Raw genomic sequence first — 21,794 nt, forward strand, 5'->3', positions numbered from 1 at the left:
AAAATCGATTCTATTTGTTGCCCGGGCGATGTTCGCTCTGCATGTCCGTCTTCCATGTCTATTGCAAATATTCATTTCAACTCGCAATATATGAATCTACCAACTATTTTGTATCAACTTCTCAATTGCCGCAAACCGTTTCCGCCACAACTGCCGGCGCGTTCTCTTCATACACATATCCGGCGATTTGTCCCACCCGTTTCCAATACTTATGGAACCGCTCGCCGGGAAACGCATGTGTTTCATAGTCCCGCACGATCGTCTCAAGGACTTCCATCATGCGATCCGCCGGGATTCCTTCCGCCACGCGTCGGCCCGGCTGGGCATTGCGGCCGGTCGTCTTGGCTCCCAGAAACAAATCAAATGTGCCTTTGCGAAACACCAGTCCGATGTCATCGTTGACAGCGCCATAACAAGACATGGCACAGCCGTTGAACCCGATGCGCAGCTCCTTCTCTACCTTCCTGCCGGCCAATCGCCTTGTCAGCTCTTCCGCATAGGGAATTCCTTCATGTTTTTCCCCATCGCAGAAATCACAGGCTTTTACCTTTACGACATCGCCAATGGGAAACAGGAGCAGGCCTGCACTTTGCAATTGAGCGACAATCGCCTCCGGATCCTTTGTCGGAATCCGGAGAATCATTTGATGTGCCGTGGTATATTCCAATTCCCCTTGTTCTTTTGCCATATCGGCCAAACAAGCCAGCTGCGCCGGAGTAAATTTTTTATTGGCCACTCCCGGGGCAATGGCAACTTCGAAGATGGCAGATGGAAACTCTCCCATATGGCCATTGGCAAAGAATGCTTCGTTCCCATCGGCATTTGCTGCAGATGTGGCAGTTGCAGCAGAATTTGCAACAGATGGATGAGCAGCGTTTGATTTCATCAATTGGGCGGGTCTGCCGGAAATGATTGCAAGCGCTTCATCCGCCAGTTGTCGGATCGACTGCCGCTCTTCCAGCAACACTGCATGCAATGCCCATGGTTCGTTTTCCGTACGCAGCCGTTCCGCAGGCCGCAGCTTTTGTTCCAATGTATCAAGGGAATATTTCCGCTGATAGCCCCTTGGCGTAATCATCAGCCGATCATGATAGAATGTGGAAGAGTTGCCGATAATCACTGTCGTCAACATGCCGATATCGTGTTCCAGCATGTGCTCCAATGTCGTACGAATGACGTTCTGCCGATCGCGATAGGCACTTTTCACCAACCCGACCGGGGTTTTGGGAGAACGATATTTCAAGAGAATCTGTTGCGTTTCTACAATTTGCCGGGTTCTCCTGCCGCTGCGCGGGTTGTACAGTGCAATCACAAAATCGGCTTGCGCGGCTGCTTCCACCCGTTTTGCGATCACATCCCAAGGCGTCAAATGGTCGCTCAAGCTGATCGTGCACGCATCGTGCATAATCGGCGCCCCAAGCAGTGCGGCGCAGGAATGAATCGACGATATGCCTGGAATCACTTCGACGAAAGGATTGTCACCTTCCCGCCAGCCTTGTTCGATCAATACTTCAAAGATCAGGCCAGCCATGCCGTAGACCCCGGAATCGCCGCTGGAAATGACTGCGACGATTTTTCCCTCTTTTGCAAGTTGAACCGCTTTTTGCGCACGGCTGACTTCTTCTGTCATCCCGGTGCGAACGATCTCTTGTCCGCGCAAAAGTCCCCGAATAAGGTCAACATAGGTGTTATAGCCGATAATGACTTCACTTTCCTCGATGGCGCCTCTTGCGCGCTCCGTGATATGTTCAAAACTTCCCGGTCCAAAACCGACAATAAGGATTTTGCCTGGCATACACATACCTCCCCATTATTTCACCGCGGGCTCGGCCGGATGATGGTCATGATGATGGTCATGATGATGGTCATGATTGTGGTCATGATGATGGTCATGATTGTGGTCATGATTATGGATTGCTTGCAGGCGATATTTGCACATGTCGCAGTTCATGAACGATTGTCCCGCCGCTGCCTCCAGGACCCGCTCCTTCACAATCGCCACCAAAGTATCGTGGAATCCAAAATATTCAGCCATCCTCACTGGAATCTGCGGAAACTCTTGCTGCAGCTGTGCAAGCAAATCGTGCATGCGTTTGATCAATACTCCTGTAAACAGGAAATACGGCACGACGATGATTTGTTTGGCGCCCAACGCGACCGCCCGCTTGATTCCCGTCGGCAAAAGCGGTGTCGTAATGCCGGTAAAACAGGTTTCGACGGTCAATACTTCCGTCCGCTCCCAAAGCAGGCGGGAAATTTTATAAATATCGCCATTTGCATCGGGATCGCTGCTTCCTCTGCCCATCAGCACAATTGCTGTCGTATCCGATTCATCCGTTTTTGCATGTCGGACTGCTTGATAATAACGATCGGTAAGCAACTCTAAAATTCGTTCATGCAATCCTACGTTTCTGCCATATACGAATTCTACTCCCGGATATCGTTGACGCGCCTGATCCAGGAACTCCGGGATTTCCAGTTTTACATGTGACGCTGCCAATAGAATGACAGGCACGACAACAATGCGGTTTGCTCCCATCTCCACACATTGTTGAATGCCCATCGGTATATTCGGCTCCGCTAACTCTAAAAAACATGGGACAATCCTGTTCTCCGGCATGGCCTTTTGTACGTTTTCCGCAAATTGAAAAAACTCCAAATTGCTGTCAGCATCTCTGCTTCCATGCCCGACTAACAATGTTGCTTCTTTCATTTCATCTACCTCCGCCCGAGTCAAATTCGATTGATACATACTAGATTTGCTTCTTTATCATTCATGGCTTACATATGCCAGGATGCAATAAAACATCCCTCTCCCCCAGGAGTTGTCGGACATATCCTTTCCTGATGCGCCCAAGATCCAACTCAAAAAACCCGCCGTTGCCAATCCGATCGATGTTTTGTCCGCCAAGGCCGGCCAAACAGCGAATGATGCTGCCGTGTGTCAGCAACAAAAGTGTTTCATCCGCATACTGTGCATGCAGATATTCCAGTCCGCTGACAAGACGCTCAACCAGACGATCCATCGATTCCACTCCAAAACGGGTATCAGAGATTTCCTCTGGATGGGAGACTTGAAATTGCTCATAGATTTCTTCCCTCGTTTTCCCTTCCAACAGACCAAACCTGCGTTCAGAAAATTGCTGTACAAATTCAATGGGGAGCTGAAAATAATCGCCGCATACCATGGCTGACTGTCTGGCTCGCAACAACGGGCTTGAGAGTATGCGGGCAAACGCATATCGTTGGAAAAGCTTGCGGCAGGCGTTTCGGATTTGCTCGTAGCCCGTTTGATTGAGCGATGTTTCCAACTGCCCTTGCATTCGCCCACAGCGATTCCAATCTGTCTCCCCGTGCCGCATGACGACTAGATTCATCCTTTCACCTCCACAAGTGCATTGCCAATGAAGCAAAATCGGTCATTGCAAAGAACATACAGATCAATCCAAAGATGAGAAACAATGTACAGGTCAAACGCATGACACGGACCGCATCCTGTATATGCAAAGGTGAAAGAGGATGCAAAGGGTCGCCCAATTTGGCCCGCATCGAGGGAATCCCCTGATAAAAATTGAGACCTCCCAGTTGAATGCCAAGGGCGCCTGCCATTCCGGCTTCTGTAAATCCGCTGTTCGGGCTCGGGTGAAGTCTTGCATCGCGACGCATCACCTTCCAGCTATTGCGCCAATCGAACCCAAGGCAGCCGCTTGCAAACACAACTGCAACGGCAGCCATGCGTGCCGGAATCCAGTTGAGCAGGTCATCGAAACGAGCGGAGGCCCATCCCAGTTCCGCATATTTCTCATTTTTATAACCCACCATCGAATCCAGCGTATTGGCTGCCCGGTAGGCCATTGCCAGCGGCGGTCCGCCGATCATGCCGTAAAACAGCGGTGCAATCACCGCATCGACGATGTTTTCCGCCACAGTCTCGATGGCTCCCCGGGCAATCTCTTGCTCATTCAAATGCTCTGTATCCCGCCCCACCACCATGGATAAGGAGCGACGCGCACGTTCCAGATCGCCGCAAATGAGATGCCGATAAATCACAAGCCCCGCATCGGCCAGTCCTTTCGTAGCAATTGTGGTGGAAATCAGCCATACTCCAACGATCCATGACAGCCAGAAAGAAAACTTCGAAAGTACATGCAAAAGCAGCCAGACCGTACCGTAACTTCCCCCGGCCAAAAGCAAAGGAAACAAAATGCCGGCGATCTTCCATTGCGATTTCTTTTTGACAAACCTGCGAATGATTCGTTCCAGCAACGCGATCCCTTTCCCCATCCATACAACGGGATGAGGCATCCAGCGTGGATCGCCAATCCACCCATCGAGCCAATATGCAAACGCCAATTCTGCAATATGCGACATTTATGGATCTCCTTGTGTACTCCCGGCTTCATAAACGGTTTGATAGACCAAGCGGCCGATTGCATTTCCCAATGTCGTTGCAGTCCCGGCATAGCGATGAACAGGAGCATCGTGCCCGGGACGTTCCGCTGCCACAACAATCGCATCGGTAGTCGTCCCCGTTGCAAATTGATCGTCATCATCCGTGATCTTTAAATCTTGCAAAGCAGCCGTTTTGCCTTCCGTTGCCGTGATAATGGCGTTGATCATCGCGGCATCCATCAGATGTCCGGCAATAAACAGAAACGTATTAATGGTGCCACACCGATAGGCAGAATACGTTTTTCGAAATTTCCCGGCCCGTGTCCGATTCCCTGTCCCGACTGTCGTGCAGCAAAGCAGGCGAAACGCATCGCCCGCCTCTTCCACGATGGAAGCATGTGTCAATTTGGCGGCCGTTTGCAATCCGATCGACGAATCAATAGAATAGCCCCAGTTTGCCAACTGTTCACACATCATCCGTTGCGGATCGGAGCTTTGATATTGCAGAGGCACTTTCCAATTGACAAAACAATCGGCTTCCTTCTGCCCACCTCCCCACAATGCTGAACTGTATGAATGCAACAAACCAGCCGATTGGAAACATATATGGTCTCCCTTGAAGGCAATCGACAGTTTCGGGAATAATTTCGGTCGGTATACTTGCGTGTTTTGACGGAACGGTTGTGCCATCGGTGCTCTCCTTCAAGTTTCCTTCAACCATCAAAATTTCTTTCAAATCCGTTTTCTACACGGGGCTCATTCTCGCCGCAAGCGTGAAAGAGCCAGGTTTTCTTTGTTTTTTGCAAACGCGTCAGATCCAGTCGGTCACAGACCAATGTCTGCCGTCCCAACGTGTTGAAATCCCCTGTCCGTGAGGAATTCCCCGCACATGCCAAAACTGTGCCGGATCCCCCTCGATCCATTTGCTCAAAAACCACCGGAGCGGTCCGCCATGTGTGACAACTCCAATCGTCCGATCGGCTGCTTCTGTCCATTGATTCAATTGATCGTTTAAAAAGGCATCCACACGCTGTCCCAACGCATACAAAGTCTCTCCGCCGGGAGGGGCCAATGTGAAAGGATGGCGAATCCACTCTTTATATCGGCCCGCATCCCCTTGCTGAATCTCCGCGTATGTCATTCCCTCCCATTTGCCGAAATTCAGTTCCCGCAACGCCTGCGTAGGGATTGTTGCAGCCGCAAAACGCTGCCCCAACAACTCTGCCGTTTGCCTGCAGCGGATCGAATCGGATGTTGCGATGCAATCCCATCCATTCCAAGGGACTGACTTCGACAATTTGGCAGCGAACGTCCTGACCTGCTCTCTGCCGGTTTCCGTCAGCGGGACATCCAGATGGCCGATATACCGCTTTTCCATGTTTGCTTGTGTGATTCCATGACGAAGCCATATGACTCGCACAACCACTCACTTCCCCAATGCCAGAATGACTACGAGGCTGACCGCTTCTGTCCACTCGACAATCGCTCCATAACAATCGCCTGTCAGCCCTTGCAGCCGTTTTACGATAGAGCGGGAAAACAGCCAACTGAGAAAAAACGTCGGCAAACACAGCAAAAGTCCTTTTACCCCAAAGAAATAAGCCAATCCCAACAGTAAAATAACGAAATTGATGGCTAAACCACTTTTTGACAGACCTGTTTTTAACCCGCTGGCGATTCCTTTCTCGGACAGATAGGGATAGAAGTAAATCGCTGCAAGGAGATAAGCGCGGGCGAGTACGGGTGATGCAATGACCCAACCCAGTTCACGGTGATACATCAATTCATACAGGGCGGCCGCCTTTACCAGCAATACCAGTACGCCTGCAATGACACCCATCGCCCCGACCCTGCTGTCTTTCATGATGGCCAGCATTTGCTCCCGGGTGCGATTGCTGCCCAGACCATCCGCCAAATCCATCCAACCGTCCAGGTGCAGGCCGCCTGTCAAATACACCCAGAAGGACAGTGAAAGTACCGCACCGACTGGCATTGGCATTCGATTTATAAAAAGCATAGAAGCTGCATAGATCAAAACGCCCAAAATGCCACCGACGAGAGGATAGTATGCAGCACTTTTCTGCCAATCCCCTTCCGATGCAGACAAAGGGGGAACGGGAATCCGCGTCAAAAACGCCAGCGCGTGAAAAAATGGCTGCATCATTTGATCCTCCAGGGAATACCTGCTGCGACAAAGAACACTTCATCAGCCGCTGCCGCCACATACTGGTTGCATTTGCCCAGAACGTCCTGATACCACCGGCCAAGTCTTGACATGGCGACACCGCCTAACCCGACTTCCGTCGAAACGACGATCAATGTTCCGTCGATCTCCTCCACTGCCCGCAGCCACTGCTGTGCCTGCTCCAACAGTTGCCCGGCAATTTCCGGTTCCTGCCAGTTTTCTTCCGGTTCCTGCACGAGCAAGTTGCTGATCCAGGTTGATAAACAATCCACCAAGACTACGTGATAGTGGTCATAAAAGTGTACGGAATCCCCCAAATCATAAGGTGTTTCCACAAATCCCCATTCCATAGGACGACGCATTTGATGCAACTGAATCCGTTTTTCCATTTCCGCATCTGTGCATACGCCTGTTGCTACATACAGTACGGAGTTTCCTATGGATCGTGCGGTATTTTCTGCAAACTCGCTTTTGCCGGAACGAGCGCCTCCGATGACAAACTGGATTCTCATAGAACTATACACACCTCCCGCAGGACTTTGCTGATCGTATCCAGGAGCTTGTCGTTTTCCCCGCGGGTGCGAACAGCAAAACGGACATCCCGTATGGTAAGACCCGGATAATCGGCACAGCTGCGAATGAGAATTCCTTTGCGTCCCATATTCCATTGGAACTGTTCTGCCGTTACTTGCGACGGCAAACGCGTCAGGAGAAAGTTGGCAGCTCCTTCCCATACTTGCCAGCCAAAATGTTTTCGCATGCTCTGACAGAGATGCTCCCGCTCATTTTGAATCAGCCGTCTTGTCACTGTTTCATACTCCTGCTCAGCTAAACACATCGTCCCTACAGCAAGCGCCAATTGATTGACGCTCCAGGGGACTTGCTTTCGTTTCATCTGCTGTATCACAGATGGATGTGCAATCGTATAACCAAGCCTAAGTCCTGGTATTGCATAAAATTTGGTCATGGATCGGATCAGAACAATCTTCGGATTGTTTGAAATCTGATGAAACAGCGTCGGCTGTCCTGCAGGTTCCACAAAATCGAGAAACGCTTCATCGATGACAAGATAGGTGTGATATCGCTTCGCCCACTCTGCCATTTGTTCCAATTGTCCTTGTGTATACAGCATGCCGGTCGGATTGTTGGGATGACCGAGAAAGACCAGATCGGTTGTTTCAATCAATCGCCGCAATTCTTTCATATCCGGCCGGAAATGATTTTCTTCCCGGCCCAGACAACTGCTGACGGGAATTTGATACGCATTTGCCAACTGTTCATATTCGGAAAAACAGGGATACACCACTCCGACTCGCGCAGGAGCCAATCCCTGCAGTGCCAGCGCCATACACTCCGCCGCACCGTTTCCTGCCAGCAGCTGCGCCTGGTCGATTTGTAAGCGTTCCGCGAGTACCCTGCGAAACATTCGCTGGCCGGAATCCGGATAATGGACAATGGTACGAAAGAGATCCGGCAGCTTTTCCATAATCCTTGCAGGCGGGCCGAGCGGATTGATATTGGCGCTGAAATCCAGCATTTGCGACGAAGGAATCCCGAAAACCTCCGCAGCTGTCGTAATATCGCCCCCATGGCCAAATGTTTCAAGGATGCCCATTACAATTCGATCCCCTTTACAGCCGGTATTCCTGCTTCGTAGTAATGCTTGACTGCTTTCATCTCCGTCACCAGATCCGCAAGCTCGATGATTTCTTCGCAGGCATGCCGTCCCGTTATCACAAGATGCATATGCTGTGGACGATTTTTTATACAATCGATCACATCATCAAGCGGAAGCACATCTGCAATAGGAAACGACTGGATGGCAAGGGCGTTGTTCAATTCATCGAGAATGACCAAATCGTATGCCCCGCTCAAAACTTTTGTCTTGGCAAACTCCCAGGCCTCCCGCAACGCTGCCCGATGTTCTTCGGGAGTTTTCGTCCAGGTAAACCCGACTCCTGTTTGATAGATTTCAATGCCCAATTGATGGAATATCGTTCGTTCACCATATGTGCGTTTGGGGGATTTGATAAATTGAATCATCAGCGGCTTCAGTCCTCTTCCGAATGCACGCACCGCCAATCCAAGAGCAGACGTGGTTTTTCCTTTCCCATCTCCTGTGTAAACGAGAACGAGTCCTCTTCGATCCTGTTTTTGCTGCATACAAGCAAACCCACCTTTCCAGATCAGACGGAATTTCCTGAACGGGGATGTTCAAAAAGTTTTAAACACGCACTATACGAGTGTTTCTTCCCGTTTATGAAATGCGTCCATTTGTTCATAAATGAATTCCATTTGTACATGTTTCCGTACGTGATCCGCCAGAATATCAAAACTTTGCTCCCGCAATTGTAAAAATGAAGGGCGTTGTTCCATGATGGGCAGTCCTTTTTTCAGCCGAATCCTGTTCAAGACGGTTTTGCGAAATTCATCGTTGTGAAAAATTCCGTGAAAATAGGTTCCGAGCACGTTTGTCTCGGGCACGTACGTCCCTTCCATGTGGTCATTCATTTGAATCAAATCCGGTACGAGTTCTAATTTTTCAGATATTCCCATATGGATTTCATAGCCTTTGACAGGAATGGGCGTACCGAAGGTGATCACTTGTCCTGTCGACAATCGGGTAATTTTCTTTGTTTCCAGTTGCGTTTTCATGGGAATCCACCCGAACCCTTGCATACGCGCATGGGGCGACTCCACATGATCGGGATCATGAATTTCTTTTCCTAACATTTGATAGCCGCCGCAGATCCCCACAAACATGGAACGCCGCTTTTGGTAGAGACTGCCCAATCGTTCCTCCAATCCGAGAGTGCGAAGATACAACAAATCTTCCATTGTATTTTTGCTTCCCGGAAAAATCACGAGATCCGGTTCGCCCAATTCATTTGCGTGAGTGACGTGGCGTACTTGACAATCCGGCTCGACACGGAATGGATCCACATCCGTAAAATTAGATATTTTCGGGTATTGAATCACCGCTATATCAATTTCCTTTGACTCGCTTGTCGTACATTTCAATTGCGGAAGAATCAAAGAATCTTCTGCGTCGATATGAAGTTCCGATAAAAAAGGGATCACGCCAAGCACCGGCTTTCCCGTGTATCGTTCAAACCAAGCAAGTCCCGGCTTTAGCAGTGCCAAATCGCCGCGAAACTTGTTGATGATGACTCCGATCACGCGCTTGCGATCTTCCTCGTCAAGTAGTTGCAACGTGCCGACAAGGCTTGCAAATACGCCGCCGCGTTCGATGTCGGCGACTAGAATCACGGGAGAATGTGTCAGTTTTGCCACCCGCATATTGACCAACTCCCGATCATTCAAGTTAATTTCTGCCGGACTGCCTGCGCCTTCAATTACGATCCGCTCATAGATTTGCGATAACGTATGATAGGATTGTTTGATCACTTGCAATCCTTGCGCGAAAAAGTCGGATCGATATGCCATCGCCTTCATATTGGCGAATGGTTCTCCATTGACGACAATCTGCGACTCCAGATCCCTTGTTGGCTTGATCAAAATCGGATTCATCTCGGTCGTGGCATCAATCCCCGCCGCCTCCGCCTGTACGCCTTGCGCCCTGCCGATTTCTTTCCCATCGACTGTGACATACGAATTCAAAGCCATATTTTGGGATTTGAAAGGTGCCGTCAGAAACCCATCCTGTTTAAAAATTCTGCAAAACGCCGTGGCAATCACACTTTTCCCCGCATCGGAACTCGTGCCTTGAATCATAATGGGAATCGCTTTTCCCATGCGTTTTCCTCTCCTTAAAACCCCGTAGAAAATAAAAAAGCATCTCCAACCACGAAGGCTGGAAATGCTAAATGCTAGAGTTTGATTGTTGCCGGAATGACTTTGCCAAAATCATATGCGACTGGTCGCAAACTTCTGCATATGATTGGGGACAGCCGTATCGGCAACTGTACTACACTAACATTCACCTAAATCCACGTAGGTTGACAATGTGCAAAAATAGGCAGGTCTCCTGACTCAGGCTATCCCCCTCTGTCGTCTTCCCAAAACAAGGTTTCAGTGACGTTGTGACAGAAGGGTCGTCAAATTTTTTGACAACCTTTACAGTGGCGGGTCCGTGCCGGATTTTCACCGGACTTCCCTATTAAGCCGTGCATGTTTGTGCATGCACAACACCTATTTCCAAAAAGAAAATGTGTAAAACATTCTTCTCAATATGAAATTGTTACGCAACTTGCAACTCAATTGATTTATTATACTCGAAATCCTATTAATAAATTACTGGAAAAGATACAATTTGTCTAGAAATATTTTAAAAAAAGGTTCTTTGGGTTGATCCGCCGTTTGCAAAGAATTAACCTCTGGCTAAAGTTGGCGGAATTTCTTCAGGATCAACGATTACTTCTATAACTGTTGCGGATTGTTGAAGCAAGGCAAGACGCAGTGCATCCTCAAGTTCATTCGAAGTTCTACAGCAAAAGGCTTTGGCCCCCATTGATTCCGCATATCCTTTCACGTTTAGAGGAGTACGATAAATCGTTCCATCAAAACGGATACAACAGTGCTCATCAAATGTACCTCCCTTTTTCGTAAAAAAACCTCAGCTTACTTAGAGTTCTGAATGGGCAATACAATCGTAAACGCAGTTCCGGCCCCCTTTTCCGAACAAACGGTAATGGTTCCTTGATGATTTTCTATAATGCGATAAGAAACCGATAAACCCAGCCCCAGGCCATCTTCTTTCGTCGTAAAGAAAGGATTTAGAATTTGTCTGAGCTCTTCCTCAGTCATTCCAATTCCATTATCTCGAATTTGGATGATAGCTTTTTGATTTGTCATATCGTTTTCTAATGACACGCTGACAGTACCTTCATGATCGCCTACCGCTTCAATCGCATTTTGAATTAAATTGATCATGACTTGCTTAATTTGTATTGGATCGATACATAAGGTAAGCGGCATATCATAAAATTGTGTACGAATCGTAGTATTTTTCAAAATCGCTTGGCTTTCCATTAACTGTACGACTTCCATGAGAAGATCTTGCAAGATGCAAAGTTTTTGATCGGGTACACTAGGCTTTGCCATAAGCACAAAGTCAGATACTAACTTTTTAACACGTTGAAGTTCATGATAAATGATATGAATATACGGAATCTCCCGCTCATCTCTTTTCGACTGTCCTACCAATAATTGAATGAATCCCATAATAGAGGTAAGAGGATTGCGTATTTCATGCGCCAATCCAGCAGCCATTTTTCCTATGGCGGAATACTTTTCCGATGCAATCACTTGTTTCTCCAGCTCATAACGATCCGTTATATCTCGAAATTGGGCATAGGCACCAACCAACTCGCTGGTATCATCGTAAATGGGTAGAGCATCGAATAAAAAAATAAACTTTTGCGAATTTAAATTCGTGAATGTTAATTCAACATCCTCAAACCGTGTGCGATGATTCAGGGATTCATAAATATAATGCCCCATTGGTTCAAACGAAAAAATGGATTGGCCAATCATATCTTTTTTTCCACAGCATGTAATTTGTTCGGCGAAGTGGTTAAATTCTGTAACATATCCAAATTTATCGGTAACTATGATTCCGTTGCGGATCGTGTTCAGCATTACATGGTTTAGCAGGTTCTGCGTACGGTTTTTTCTGCGAAGTAAGATTTCTCTTTTAATAGATTCTACCATATTTGATAATAATGGTAATTGGTATGGGCTATGGAATTCAACAGACGTCATGATAGATATGGTTCCAGCCAAAAAATTGATCTCCGGGAAATAAAACGGAACACTATAGCAGGATGAAGAATGCAGAAAATGATGATAATGATCTTCTCCGATAAGTTCAATTGGTTTTTTCTCCCGTAGAGCAAGGAAAATAGCGTTTGTTCCCATTTCTTGTTCATATAATGGAACGCCGTACGTGATTCCCGTTTGAATCATCATAGTCTTCATCGTTTCATCGCCGTACATTTCAAGAATTATACCTTCGTCGTCTGTAAAAAGCAGCAACAGAGGCGTCCCTTTTAAAAGAGATACTATTTTCTCGGCAAAAAATCGTGCTACAGAAAGGATCTCTCCATATTTCACCTGTTTTATGCGTAATTCAATATGTGATAAAATTTTTTTGGGAACAGGATATTTCATAGGATCCAAGCCTAATTTTCTACATCTATCTTTTGAATCCGCAATATAAACCGGTACATTTTGCATAAAATAATTATCTCCTTATAAGCAAACCTGTTTTCTATAAAAACCCAACAAATAGCAAGTTGTATATTTCTGTAATTTAGAATATCACATAATCAAATCAATTTGGAAAGTAAAATTCGCATTTTTTTCCATACGCGATGATAGACATTCCTTGTAATCTTCAAGTCAGAAAGGTAAACGTAGTGATCTGCAAGAAATAAGCATACAACTTTACACATTTGTGTTTTAATGGAAATAGGAAAAACCAAACATATTAAAATTTACAACTTTAAACGTAGTATGTCAAGCTCATTAATAGAGTAAAGTATCTTTATATGGCAACTTAGAATATGACATCATAGAGGTGATAGGATTTGGCAATTGTTTTTACTCTTCGTGAAATACTTACCGAAAGGGGAATTTCCGAACGTCAATTTGCACATCGAACAGGAATACGTGAAGGGACGTTATATAATATTTTGAACAACAAAATCAGCCGATTGCCTGTCGATGTGATTGATACGATATGCACAGAGTTACATATCGAACCGAACGATTGGATGAAGGTGATACGCAAATAGCGGAATTGCAAAGACATTGTAGGCCAAAACAACAGGAAGGGAGCCTGGCAGACTCCCCCCTTGTGACATCCTTGCCCCATCATTTATCCCACAGTACTCAGAGACTGCCAAGTTGTTTGAACTGTTACATGGTGGACTCTGCCATCATCGACAAGCTGCAAATACGACTGATTGACTGCTTGCTGGCCGTCAACCACCCATGTTGATGGATCTTTGCCGCCCTGCTCACAGTTGACCTCGATGCAATAGGTTGTGGCACCATAGTTGTACTCGAGGGTGAACGAATCCCATTCCATTGGCACACACGGACGGATATACAGTCGATCTCCCCGGCGGAACACACCTAGGACATACTCAAGCCCTGCTTGGTACATCCAACCCGCCGCTCCTGTATACCAAGACCAGCCGGCCCTGCCTTGATGCGGATCCGCCGTATATACGTCCGCTGACATCACATATGGTTCGTTTGCGTACATCCGGACATCCCGTACTGTTCGCGTATGTGATATTGGGTTGAGCATGGAAAACAGATCAAACGCCTGATCGCGACGATCCAGCATCGCCCAAGCGACAATGCTCCAAATCACGCCGTGTGTGTATTGGCCGCCGTTCTCGCGAATGCCTGGCGGGTAGCCTTGTATATACCCCGGACTCGGCTGCGTTTCATCAAACGCCTTTGTCAATAGCCGCGCAAGACCCAGCTCCCGGTCGACCAGTTCACGATCAAAGGAACGCATCCCGCGCATTTGCCGATCTTTCGATGTCCCCTGTGATATCACCGCCCATGACTGGGCAATGGCGTCAATTCGGCACTCTTTGTTTTCGATTGACCCAAGCCACTTCCCCGCGTCGGTAAACGCGCGGCGGAACCATGCCCCATCCCAGGCGTGTTCATTCAGGTGCTGCTCCAATTCGTGCGCCGTCTGCGCAAACTGCTCAACGAGCTTCGGCGGTACACCAACATTCTCCATTTGCGCAAATCGTTTCAGGATATCGAGCAAGAACCAACCCAGCCAGACACTCTCGCCGCGCCCCTTTGCACCAATGCGGCTCATGCCGTCATTCCAGTCGCCGATGCCCATGAGCGGAATGCCGTGTTCGCCGAAGCGCATGGCATGGCGAATGGCTCGCAGGCAATGCTCCAACAGCGAACCTCGCTCATCGGATACCACAGTGTCTTCATACCGCTCCAATTCCCCCTCTTGCAGTGCATCGCTATGCAGGAACGGCACGTTCTCATGTAAAATCCCGATATCGCCCGTGTGTTCCAGATAACGGGATACAGCATAGGGAAGCCACAATAAATCATCGGAAAACCGTGTCCGGATTCCTTTCTTCGTTTCCTCATGCCACCAGTGTTGGACATCCCCTTCCTGATACTGATGCGCCGCATTTAGCAAGATTTGCTGCCGGGTGATGGAAGAGTCTGCGTGCAGGAATGCAAGGGAATCCTGCAGTTGGTCGCGAAATCCGAAGGCGCCGCCCGCTTGGTAAAACGCCGTTCGCGCCCACAACCGGCAAGTGAGCGCTTGATACAACAACCAACCGTTGAGCAGCAAGTCCATGGCCCGATCTGGTGTTTTCACTTTCACTTGCCCCGTGATGCGTTGCCAGAAACGCGTCACGCCGGCAAGTGTATCCGCGTAGGCTGATGCTCGGCTGTACTTGTGAACAAGCGCCTGCACTTTCTCTTTTGCGGCTGCGCAGCCAAACAAGATGATGACCTCCGTTTCACCTTTCGCCGGCAATTCGACAACGGTTTGTACTGCACCGCACGTATTGGAAAATGTACCCGTTCGCCCGGACAGTTTTCCGTCATAAAGTGCTGCCGGACATTCCGGTGTTCCGCCGCGGCCAATAAATTCCGTCCGGTCTCCCGTCCAGGAATACGCGGCGGAGTCCAACACGTCTGCATGATTCGGACGTGTCATGTGCAGAAAGCCGACTGCATCCCGAAACGCCTCTTGGTACGTGTTCCGGGCAAGCAACGAACAAATCTCCGGATCCCATTCGGTTACGACAAAAGGGGCCTGCGCTTCCCGCATGACGCCAATCACCCACTCCGCGTAATACGTAACAGAAATTCGCTTCGTATCTTCACTCATATTGCGCACGTGCAGCCGGATGATTTTCAGCGGGTCGTTTAACGGAACCGTCGTCTCCATCGTATGTAGAATCTCGCCATCCATTTGCTCGATCCGGCTGAATCCCCACCCATGCACAACTTGATACGTCCGATCTCCACCCGCCGGCTTGGGGGCGGCCGACCATATTTTGTTCGTGTCAATATCGCACAAGTACAGACACTCTCCCGGCGGATCGAGTACCGGATCGTTGTTCCAAGGCGTCAGTTTGCACTCGCGGGAGTTGCGCCACCAACTGTAGCCTGTACCCAGTTCCGTCAAAATGCAGCCAAACTGCGGATTGGCCAATACGTTGCTCAACGGCCTCGACAGATATGCGCCATTTTGTACATGAATCTGGTACGCTTGACCGTCTTCGATAAAACTGCCCCAGCCATTGAAAAATTCTCCTTGTGCTGATATATGCGGCACATGTTGACGTTGCATATCCCGCTGCATTTGCAGACCAGGCAATGGACGCGGTTCGCCTTCGTCGATTTGCAATTGCGCGCGCAAGCTTGGTCCGCCCGCCCGCAACCAGACTCGCGATACTGCAACGAGGAGAGTCCGTTCATCCAACGACAATTGGGACTCCTTCACCCCTGCGATCCGCTTCATCTCTCCAATGCCGCGAGCTGCGAGATTCTCGCGCAAGCGGTGCATAAGCTCGTCCTGATAGCCGCTTTTGGTCTCGTCAAGTACGACGAGATCCAGCGCTAATCCAAGCGCACACAAATACTGGTGCTGACGGGCCAACAGCGTGACAAACGGCAGATCCGCCAAGTTGCTGATGCAAACCGTGACAACCGGTGCATCACCGCTGATTCCCCGCGACCATAAGACAGACTGGCCTAAAGCGTTGTGCGCAATCGCATCCTTGCGCACCCGCGACAGAGGCGGAGTAAAGAGCAGACGCCCAGCCAGGAGCTGTGCAGCAGAGGCTTGCGCCGGCGACAGATGGAGATGGCGCAGGTCGATTTGCGTGCGCACCCAAGCCAAATGGAACGTGCGATCGGCTTGCGCCGGCTCGCATAGTCGATAAATGATCTCGATCGCCTGTTCCCGACTGTCCGCAACGCCTGTCACAATATAAACGGCAGCCGACTCCTGTGGTGCAAGGTGGATCCGTCGGCGCATGACAAACGCCGGATCCGCAACAGAACCGGCGGATCCCCGCAGCCGCATGTTCAACGCCTGCGGTGCCTGCAGCGAATAGCCGCGTCCAATGAATGCCGCCCGATCTGTCTCATACTCGTAATCCCCTGTATCGTGACCATCGACGTAGACGGTGTGAACCGCCCAAACCTCCTGCTCGTCCTCTTCCCGTGGTCTGCGCTTTGCCAACAAGCACCGGGCCGCTGCGTCGTGGCTCGTTTGAATAAACAACTTGCTGAAAGCCGGATGGGCGCGATCGTCTGATTGGCTCGCCAACGCCAACTCCAGGAACGAAGTCACTTCCAGCGTCCGCTCCTCACCGCTGTTGTTGACAAATTGAATTCGCCGCACCTCGGCATCGACATCCGGGGATACGGCCAAATCCAATTTGGACGACATTCCTTTGTAATTCCTCTCGCATGTCGTTTTATCAAGATGAAACCTAACGCTGGAGTTATCTGCCGTCTGGCATGGGAAGCGCGTAATGCTCCACGTTTCCTCTGTAGCAACCTCGTGGACATATACAATGACACCAGATGTGCCGACGACCGGATCTTCCTGCCATCTCGTCACGGCAAGCCCGTTCCATGTAAGAAAGCCATTTCCGTCATTCGTGGCAACACTGGTCAGGCGGCCATTTGACAGCACGTTCACTTCCGGCAGAGCCGTCTGCTCGCGAAATGTCCGCTCGGCATCGTCAGCCTGCACTTTGAATTCCGGCAACTTCCCGTGGAGTCCCGGCAGCTCTTCAATCAGCGCCGCCTTCGCCGGCACCCGCTCTTGCAGGAGCAAATTCGTTGCCCGCACGCGCGGATCGGCATGGAAGCGCGCAATCATGATTTCATCTGCCAACAAGTTGACGATAGAAAGCATACTCATGCCTTGATGGTGCGCCATGAAGCTCTGAACGACCTCGTGACGGCTGCCGGCCGGCAGCCGCTGAACCGTGAAATCAACCGCTTCGTAAAAGCCGTACTTCCCCTTTGCGCCGAAATCTTCAAACTTGCGAAGGGCTGCCATGCCTGCATCCCCTGCAAACGGCAAGGCCATGATGGCAGCATACGGCGCCACCACCAGATTCCGTTCCAGGCCGCGCTCCAATCCAAGTCCTGGAACACCGAACGCCCGATATTGGTAGTTCAATTGATAGTCAAAGGCATAATAGCCGCTTTCGGAAATGCCAAAGGGCACGCGCTGTCGATCCGCATACTCCCGCTGGCGGTCTACAACTCCCCGATATGTAGAGTCCCACACGGTATTCCGGTATGTCCGCATGATGAGACTCGGCATCAAATATTCAAACATTGTGCCTGACCAGGACAAAAGCGTTTTGCAGCCCCCTGCCAACGTCATGGTGCGAGCCAATGTAAACCAATGGGAAACCGGAATTTGCCCTAAGGAAATGGCGACAAAGCTCGCTTGCCGTGCTTCGGAGGCCAACAAATCGTACAGGATCGTCTCTCTGCGATTTGTGTCAACATGGCAACCCAGACAGAACAAACGTTCGTCCACATTGAATAACGGCTGGAAATTGGTTTGTTCGATGAAACGGTCGATTTCTTCCATCAGCCCTTCCATGCGGGATTGCAGCGCCGATTCCCGCATGCTCCAGTGACGAAGCCCTTGTCGTACAACCATCAGATACGCAACCAGGTTTCCGGAGTCGACGGTAGATACATAACGGGGCGCAAGGGGCTTTGCTGAAATGGTGTCATACCAATTCAACAGATGGCCATTCCATTTTTCCATTCCCTGGAGTGTTTGCATCGTCAACTCCAAACGCTCCACCATTGTAAGGGTGTCGATAAAATCCAGATCGCGAGCGGCAATCACGGATGCCAGATACAACCCGATGTTGGTCGGTGACGTACGATGCGCAACGATCTCATGCGGATGATATTGCACATTATCAGGCGGCAGCCATGATTCGTCGGCAGTGACATATCGCTCATAAAACGACCAGATTTGCCGCGCCAACTCCCTTAGCTCCGGACGTGCAGCAGCCAGCCAAGCGCGTTCCTTTCGGGTGCTTGGCCGATTCAATTGTTGAATGAATGGACGCGCCAAAAGCCAAATCGAAAGCGCGGCAACTGCAAATGCGTGATTCCAAAGCCCGCCGGAAAGCCAAGTCAGCACGGCAAAAAGAACAATCACAGCATAGCCGGCCGACTCGTACACAAACACGCGCCTGTTTGCAGAACCGCGATCCATCTGTGCAGCCGGAACCCACTCCAGCAGCTTGCGGCGGCTCACGAAGACGCGGTAGAGAGTTCGCAGCATGGCGTCGAGTGCAAGCACAGCAGCAAACGGCAGTGTCACAAGCTGCACGACACTTTGCAAGAACGTGACGCCAACGGTGCGCATCGAGCCGCGCCCCACGAATCCGTGGGCAATGGCACGCAGGAACGGCAGGAAAATGGTCGACAATACAATCGTTTCCCATGCCATTTCCCGTCCAGGCAGCACACGCACCCCAAGCAGCGCCACCAGAAAAAGTGCGGGAGCGAGCAGACTGCGGCGCAAATTATCAATGATTTGCCAACGTGTCAGCCCGCACAAATCAACATGCTGCCGATCGCCATAGCGGTCTTTGCACGTGCGGCCCAGCCACTTGATGAGTTGCCAGTCGCCGCGCATCCACCGATGGGCACGGCGCTCGTATGCGTAAAACGTGCTTGGATGCTCTTCCACAACTTCGATGTCTGCCGCTAGCCCGGCGCGCAGAAATCCGCCCTCAAGCAAATCATGGCTGAGCACATGGTGATCCGGAATGCGGTTGACCAATGTTTTTCGAAACGCCTCGACGTCAAAGATACCTTTGCCGACAAAAATGGCCTGACCAAACAAATCCTGATAGGGGTTGGAGACGGCAAAGGCATACGGGTCAATGCCCGGCTCCCCCGCCCAAAGTGCTGCAAATCGGGATTTTTGTACAGATTCAAAACTTACCCCAATGCGCGGCTGCAACACGCCAAATCCTGCGCTGACACGCGTTCCGGATTCATTGAGCCGCGGCCGATTGTACGGAAAATGGATGGTGCCAGCCATGCGGCTCACGACGCCAATCGGGAGTTGCGTGTCGTGATCGACCGTAAACACGTATCGGATGTCTTGCAGGATGTCCGCTTGTCCATAAACGGTTGTAAAACTGGTATCGCCGTTGCCCGACAACAGTTCGACGAACTCGACCAATTTGCCCCGCTTGCGCTCCCATCCCATATACACGTCATCGACAGCGTTATAACGGCGGGAACGATGCAATAAAAAAAACCGACTTGATCCGTATTTTGCTTGCAATGCCTGAATTCGCGCGATTGCGTGCGCTACCAGCTTCTTATCGTCCGCTTGCGTCGCAACTGGCGCATCAGAAAAATCCGCCAAGACGGCGAAGTGAATATGCTGCTCCCGATTCGCCAGGTAATGAACCTCGAGTCGCTCTACCACATCGTCTACGTCTTCAAGATCCGACCAGATGATCGGCATAACGACCATCGTGCGGGCATCTTCAGGAAGACCGTCGGAAAAATCGTAACGCAAAAGCGCGGCGGGTCTGCAGCATTTGCCAATCCATGCATGCACAATGGCAATCGCCCATTCGCTCGCAGGCAAAGCAAGTGCAATAAATGTCGCCACCCAAGATAGCGGTCGAACCCTGATTCCGAAAGCTGTCCATGCACCGGCAAGCAACAGCAATCCGATAAACAACAGCGTTACACTTGCCATATACACAGATAACGGCCGGCGGCGGATGGCAATCTGCGGCAGCCGGCGCGGGCGTGTTACCTCGCAAAGCGCTTTGCGCATGGCTGCAATGCCGTGGGGATCAAGCAAGTAATGTGCGAGACACATCTCCCGCGCCGGCACATCCGGTGAACATGCTTCCACATGACATTGCTGTGCGAGCCGAACGGCCGTTTGCGCAACCAAAGTTTCCGGCACGTTTAGTTGCCGCGCAATTTCCGCAACACGTCTACGCAGTAAATCCCGGCTTGCAAAGTCCATGCGCTCATATTCGCTGTTTGTATCTGACAGCAAAATTTGTTCCACGCAAGATATCTTTGTAAATGTCAAGCGCCATGGCTGTCGCTCCAAAATGTGCATACTTTGCACGAGGTTGCCGCAAGTCACCTGCAGTTCCGACTGCAGGTGATGTTCAAAGGAGACCATCTGCTCGAGGCTCGCTTCGCTGTTCTCCACATGTGCGGCAAGCCAATCCTGAACCATGCGGATATCCGGCTCCCACTCGCTCAGGTGCCGCACGAGGTGCACAACTTCAGCAGCGCTGAATGTTCGCCTGCGGGTTTCCCGTTCCAAACATGCGCGAATTTCGGCATCCGACATATTTTTTTCGCCCAGACGTTCGAGCAATGACGCAACAGAGTTGCATACGTCATGTCTGTATTGCACATCGCGCATGGCTTGTGCAAGACGGCGAATGATGACGACGCGCATGGCAGTCGGCAATGCCCAACATTCCGCAATTTTGAGGACAGACACTTCCTGGTATGAGCGCACATAGGCCGCAAACGAGTGTACGTCATAATGCCCGTCCACATGCGTCAGGTAATCGTCACAAATCCCGTAGATGCGCGGCATCCCGGTATCTTGCAACTTCGGAAGCTTGCGTAAAGTTGCCCGCGGCAATCTTCGAATGACACCTTGCGCTTGTGTCTCCAAGAAGGCAATGTGGTCCAGCAGCCAGTCTTCGGCAGGCTGCATGCATTCTGCTCTGCTGTTCGTCAATTGCTCGGCAAACGTTCGCAGGCTGGCCATATCCGCTCGAAATGCCGGCCAGAAGCTTGCATTCAGGCGATTGGTTGCACGTAATTCATTTGACAATGCAAACTCGCGTGCCCTCGCTAGTAGTTGATCGTTGTTGAGAATCATAAGTGCCTCCTGAGTTTGGTCAATACGATTGGTGGCTATGAAATACGGACATGATGAACCATAAAACAGTAATACATGAAAATATTCCCGCAAATACAACATTTTATCCGATTGTCAATTACCGAATACTCCCGCTTCTACAAGCGGGAGGACATGTAACGCAAGCTCCTGGATCAGTCCCGCTACGGGATGATCCTGCGAAAGTGTCAGCAACACCAGAGTGATCGATTGAATGTTCACATTTTATTCAATTTCGAAAATCAATATTTTTTTGTATAATTTAAGTACGTGTTC

General features: G+C 50.0%; 14 protein-coding genes and 1 riboswitch. Of the genes, 1 reads left to right on the plus strand and 13 read right to left on the minus strand.

The genetic code is table 11. The features are described 5' to 3' along the window. Positions 1-121 precede the first annotated feature (121 nt). From cobJ to LSG31_RS18425, 12 genes are all read right to left on the minus strand, one after another. Positions 122-1,795, minus strand: a complete 1,674-nt coding sequence (gene cobJ / locus LSG31_RS18370; protein ID WP_347436492.1) for a precorrin-3B C(17)-methyltransferase — start codon at positions 1,793-1,795, stop codon at positions 122-124. Between the two features lie 15 nt (positions 1,796-1,810). Further along, entirely contained in the window at positions 1,811-2,713 is a 903-nt protein-coding gene (locus LSG31_RS18375) for a sirohydrochlorin chelatase (protein WP_347436493.1), read from the minus strand. Between the two features lie 61 nt (positions 2,714-2,774). Continuing rightward, entirely contained in the window at positions 2,775-3,377 is a 603-nt protein-coding gene (locus LSG31_RS18380) for a histidine phosphatase family protein (RefSeq protein WP_347436494.1), read from the minus strand. 4 nt (positions 3,378-3,381) lie between these two features. Beyond that, positions 3,382-4,371: an adenosylcobinamide-phosphate synthase CbiB gene (cbiB, locus tag LSG31_RS18385; RefSeq protein ID WP_347436495.1), complete on the minus strand. Its 990-nt coding sequence runs from the start codon at positions 4,369-4,371 to the stop codon at positions 3,382-3,384. After that, positions 4,372-5,082 carry an adenosylcobinamide amidohydrolase gene (locus LSG31_RS18390; protein WP_347436496.1) on the minus strand — a complete coding sequence of 237 codons (711 nt, stop codon included), beginning with the start codon at positions 5,080-5,082 and terminating at the stop codon, positions 4,372-4,374. Positions 5,083-5,203: 121 nt separating this feature from the next. Beyond that, on the minus strand, positions 5,204-5,812 hold the full coding sequence (locus LSG31_RS18395) for a histidine phosphatase family protein (protein ID WP_347436497.1): 609 nt from the start codon (positions 5,810-5,812) through the stop codon (positions 5,204-5,206). A gap of 6 nt (positions 5,813-5,818) precedes the next feature. Beyond that, positions 5,819-6,556 carry an adenosylcobinamide-GDP ribazoletransferase gene (gene cobS / locus LSG31_RS18400; RefSeq protein ID WP_347436498.1) on the minus strand — a complete coding sequence of 246 codons (738 nt, stop codon included), beginning with the start codon at positions 6,554-6,556 and terminating at the stop codon, positions 5,819-5,821. Further along, positions 6,553-7,089, minus strand: a complete 537-nt coding sequence (gene cobU / locus LSG31_RS18405) for a bifunctional adenosylcobinamide kinase/adenosylcobinamide-phosphate guanylyltransferase (RefSeq protein ID WP_347436499.1) — start codon at positions 7,087-7,089, stop codon at positions 6,553-6,555. The genes cobS and cobU overlap by 4 nt, the downstream gene beginning before the upstream one ends. Beyond that, entirely contained in the window at positions 7,086-8,192 is a 1,107-nt protein-coding gene (gene cobD / locus LSG31_RS18410) for a threonine-phosphate decarboxylase CobD (protein ID WP_347436500.1), read from the minus strand. The genes cobU and cobD overlap by 4 nt, the downstream gene beginning before the upstream one ends. Then, positions 8,192-8,740, minus strand: coding sequence for a cob(I)yrinic acid a,c-diamide adenosyltransferase (gene cobO / locus LSG31_RS18415; RefSeq protein WP_347436501.1), 549 nt, complete (start codon positions 8,738-8,740; stop codon positions 8,192-8,194). The genes cobD and cobO overlap by 1 nt, the downstream gene beginning before the upstream one ends. A 72-nt stretch (positions 8,741-8,812) precedes the next feature. Further along, entirely contained in the window at positions 8,813-10,333 is a 1,521-nt protein-coding gene (locus tag LSG31_RS18420) for a cobyric acid synthase (protein WP_347436502.1), read from the minus strand. Positions 10,334-10,538: 205 nt separating this feature from the next. Continuing rightward, positions 10,539-10,748: riboswitch (cobalamin riboswitch) on the minus strand. 410 nt (positions 10,749-11,158) lie between these two features. Beyond that, a complete protein-coding gene (locus LSG31_RS18425) occupies positions 11,159-12,775 on the minus strand; it encodes an ATP-binding protein (protein WP_347436503.1) in 1,617 nt (538 codons plus the stop codon). Between the two features lie 353 nt (positions 12,776-13,128). Between LSG31_RS18425 and LSG31_RS18430 the strand changes: the two genes are divergently transcribed. Then, a complete protein-coding gene (locus LSG31_RS18430) occupies positions 13,129-13,335 on the plus strand; it encodes a helix-turn-helix domain-containing protein (RefSeq protein ID WP_347436504.1) in 207 nt (68 codons plus the stop codon). 83 nt (positions 13,336-13,418) lie between these two features. Here LSG31_RS18430 and LSG31_RS18435 read toward each other — a convergent pair whose 3' ends face one another. Continuing rightward, positions 13,419-21,500, minus strand: coding sequence for a glycoside hydrolase family 94 protein (locus LSG31_RS18435; protein WP_347436505.1), 8,082 nt, complete (start codon positions 21,498-21,500; stop codon positions 13,419-13,421). Between the last annotated feature and the right edge of the window lie 294 nt (positions 21,501-21,794).

This window comes from Fodinisporobacter ferrooxydans (genome assembly GCF_022818495.1).
Taxonomy (GTDB): Bacteria; Bacillota; Bacilli; order Tumebacillales; family MYW30-H2; genus Fodinisporobacter; species Fodinisporobacter ferrooxydans.

Bases quoted from the DNA above. Each gene is read 5' to 3' on its own strand.
- LSG31_RS18390 (WP_347436496.1), bottom strand. From the start codon at position 5,082: ATGGCACAACCGTTCCGTCAAAACACGCAAGTATACCGACCGAAATTA.
- cobU (WP_347436499.1), bottom strand. From the start codon at position 7,089: ATGAGAATCCAGTTTGTCATCGGAGGCGCTCGTTCCGGCAAAAGCGAG.
- LSG31_RS18425 (WP_347436503.1), bottom strand. From the start codon at position 12,775: ATGCAAAATGTACCGGTTTATATTGCGGATTCAAAAGATAGATGTAGA.
- cbiB (WP_347436495.1), bottom strand. From the start codon at position 4,371: ATGTCGCATATTGCAGAATTGGCGTTTGCATATTGGCTCGATGGGTGG.
- LSG31_RS18380 (WP_347436494.1), bottom strand. From the start codon at position 3,377: ATGAATCTAGTCGTCATGCGGCACGGGGAGACAGATTGGAATCGCTGT.
- LSG31_RS18375 (WP_347436493.1), bottom strand. From the start codon at position 2,713: ATGAAAGAAGCAACATTGTTAGTCGGGCATGGAAGCAGAGATGCTGAC.
- cobS (WP_347436498.1), bottom strand. From the start codon at position 6,556: ATGATGCAGCCATTTTTTCACGCGCTGGCGTTTTTGACGCGGATTCCC.
- LSG31_RS18435 (WP_347436505.1), bottom strand. From the start codon at position 21,500: ATGATTCTCAACAACGATCAACTACTAGCGAGGGCACGCGAGTTTGCA.
- cobJ (WP_347436492.1), bottom strand. From the start codon at position 1,795: ATGCCAGGCAAAATCCTTATTGTCGGTTTTGGACCGGGAAGTTTTGAA.
- LSG31_RS18420 (WP_347436502.1), bottom strand. From the start codon at position 10,333: ATGGGAAAAGCGATTCCCATTATGATTCAAGGCACGAGTTCCGATGCG.
- cobD (WP_347436500.1), bottom strand. From the start codon at position 8,192: ATGGGCATCCTTGAAACATTTGGCCATGGGGGCGATATTACGACAGCT.
- cobO (WP_347436501.1), bottom strand. From the start codon at position 8,740: ATGCAGCAAAAACAGGATCGAAGAGGACTCGTTCTCGTTTACACAGGA.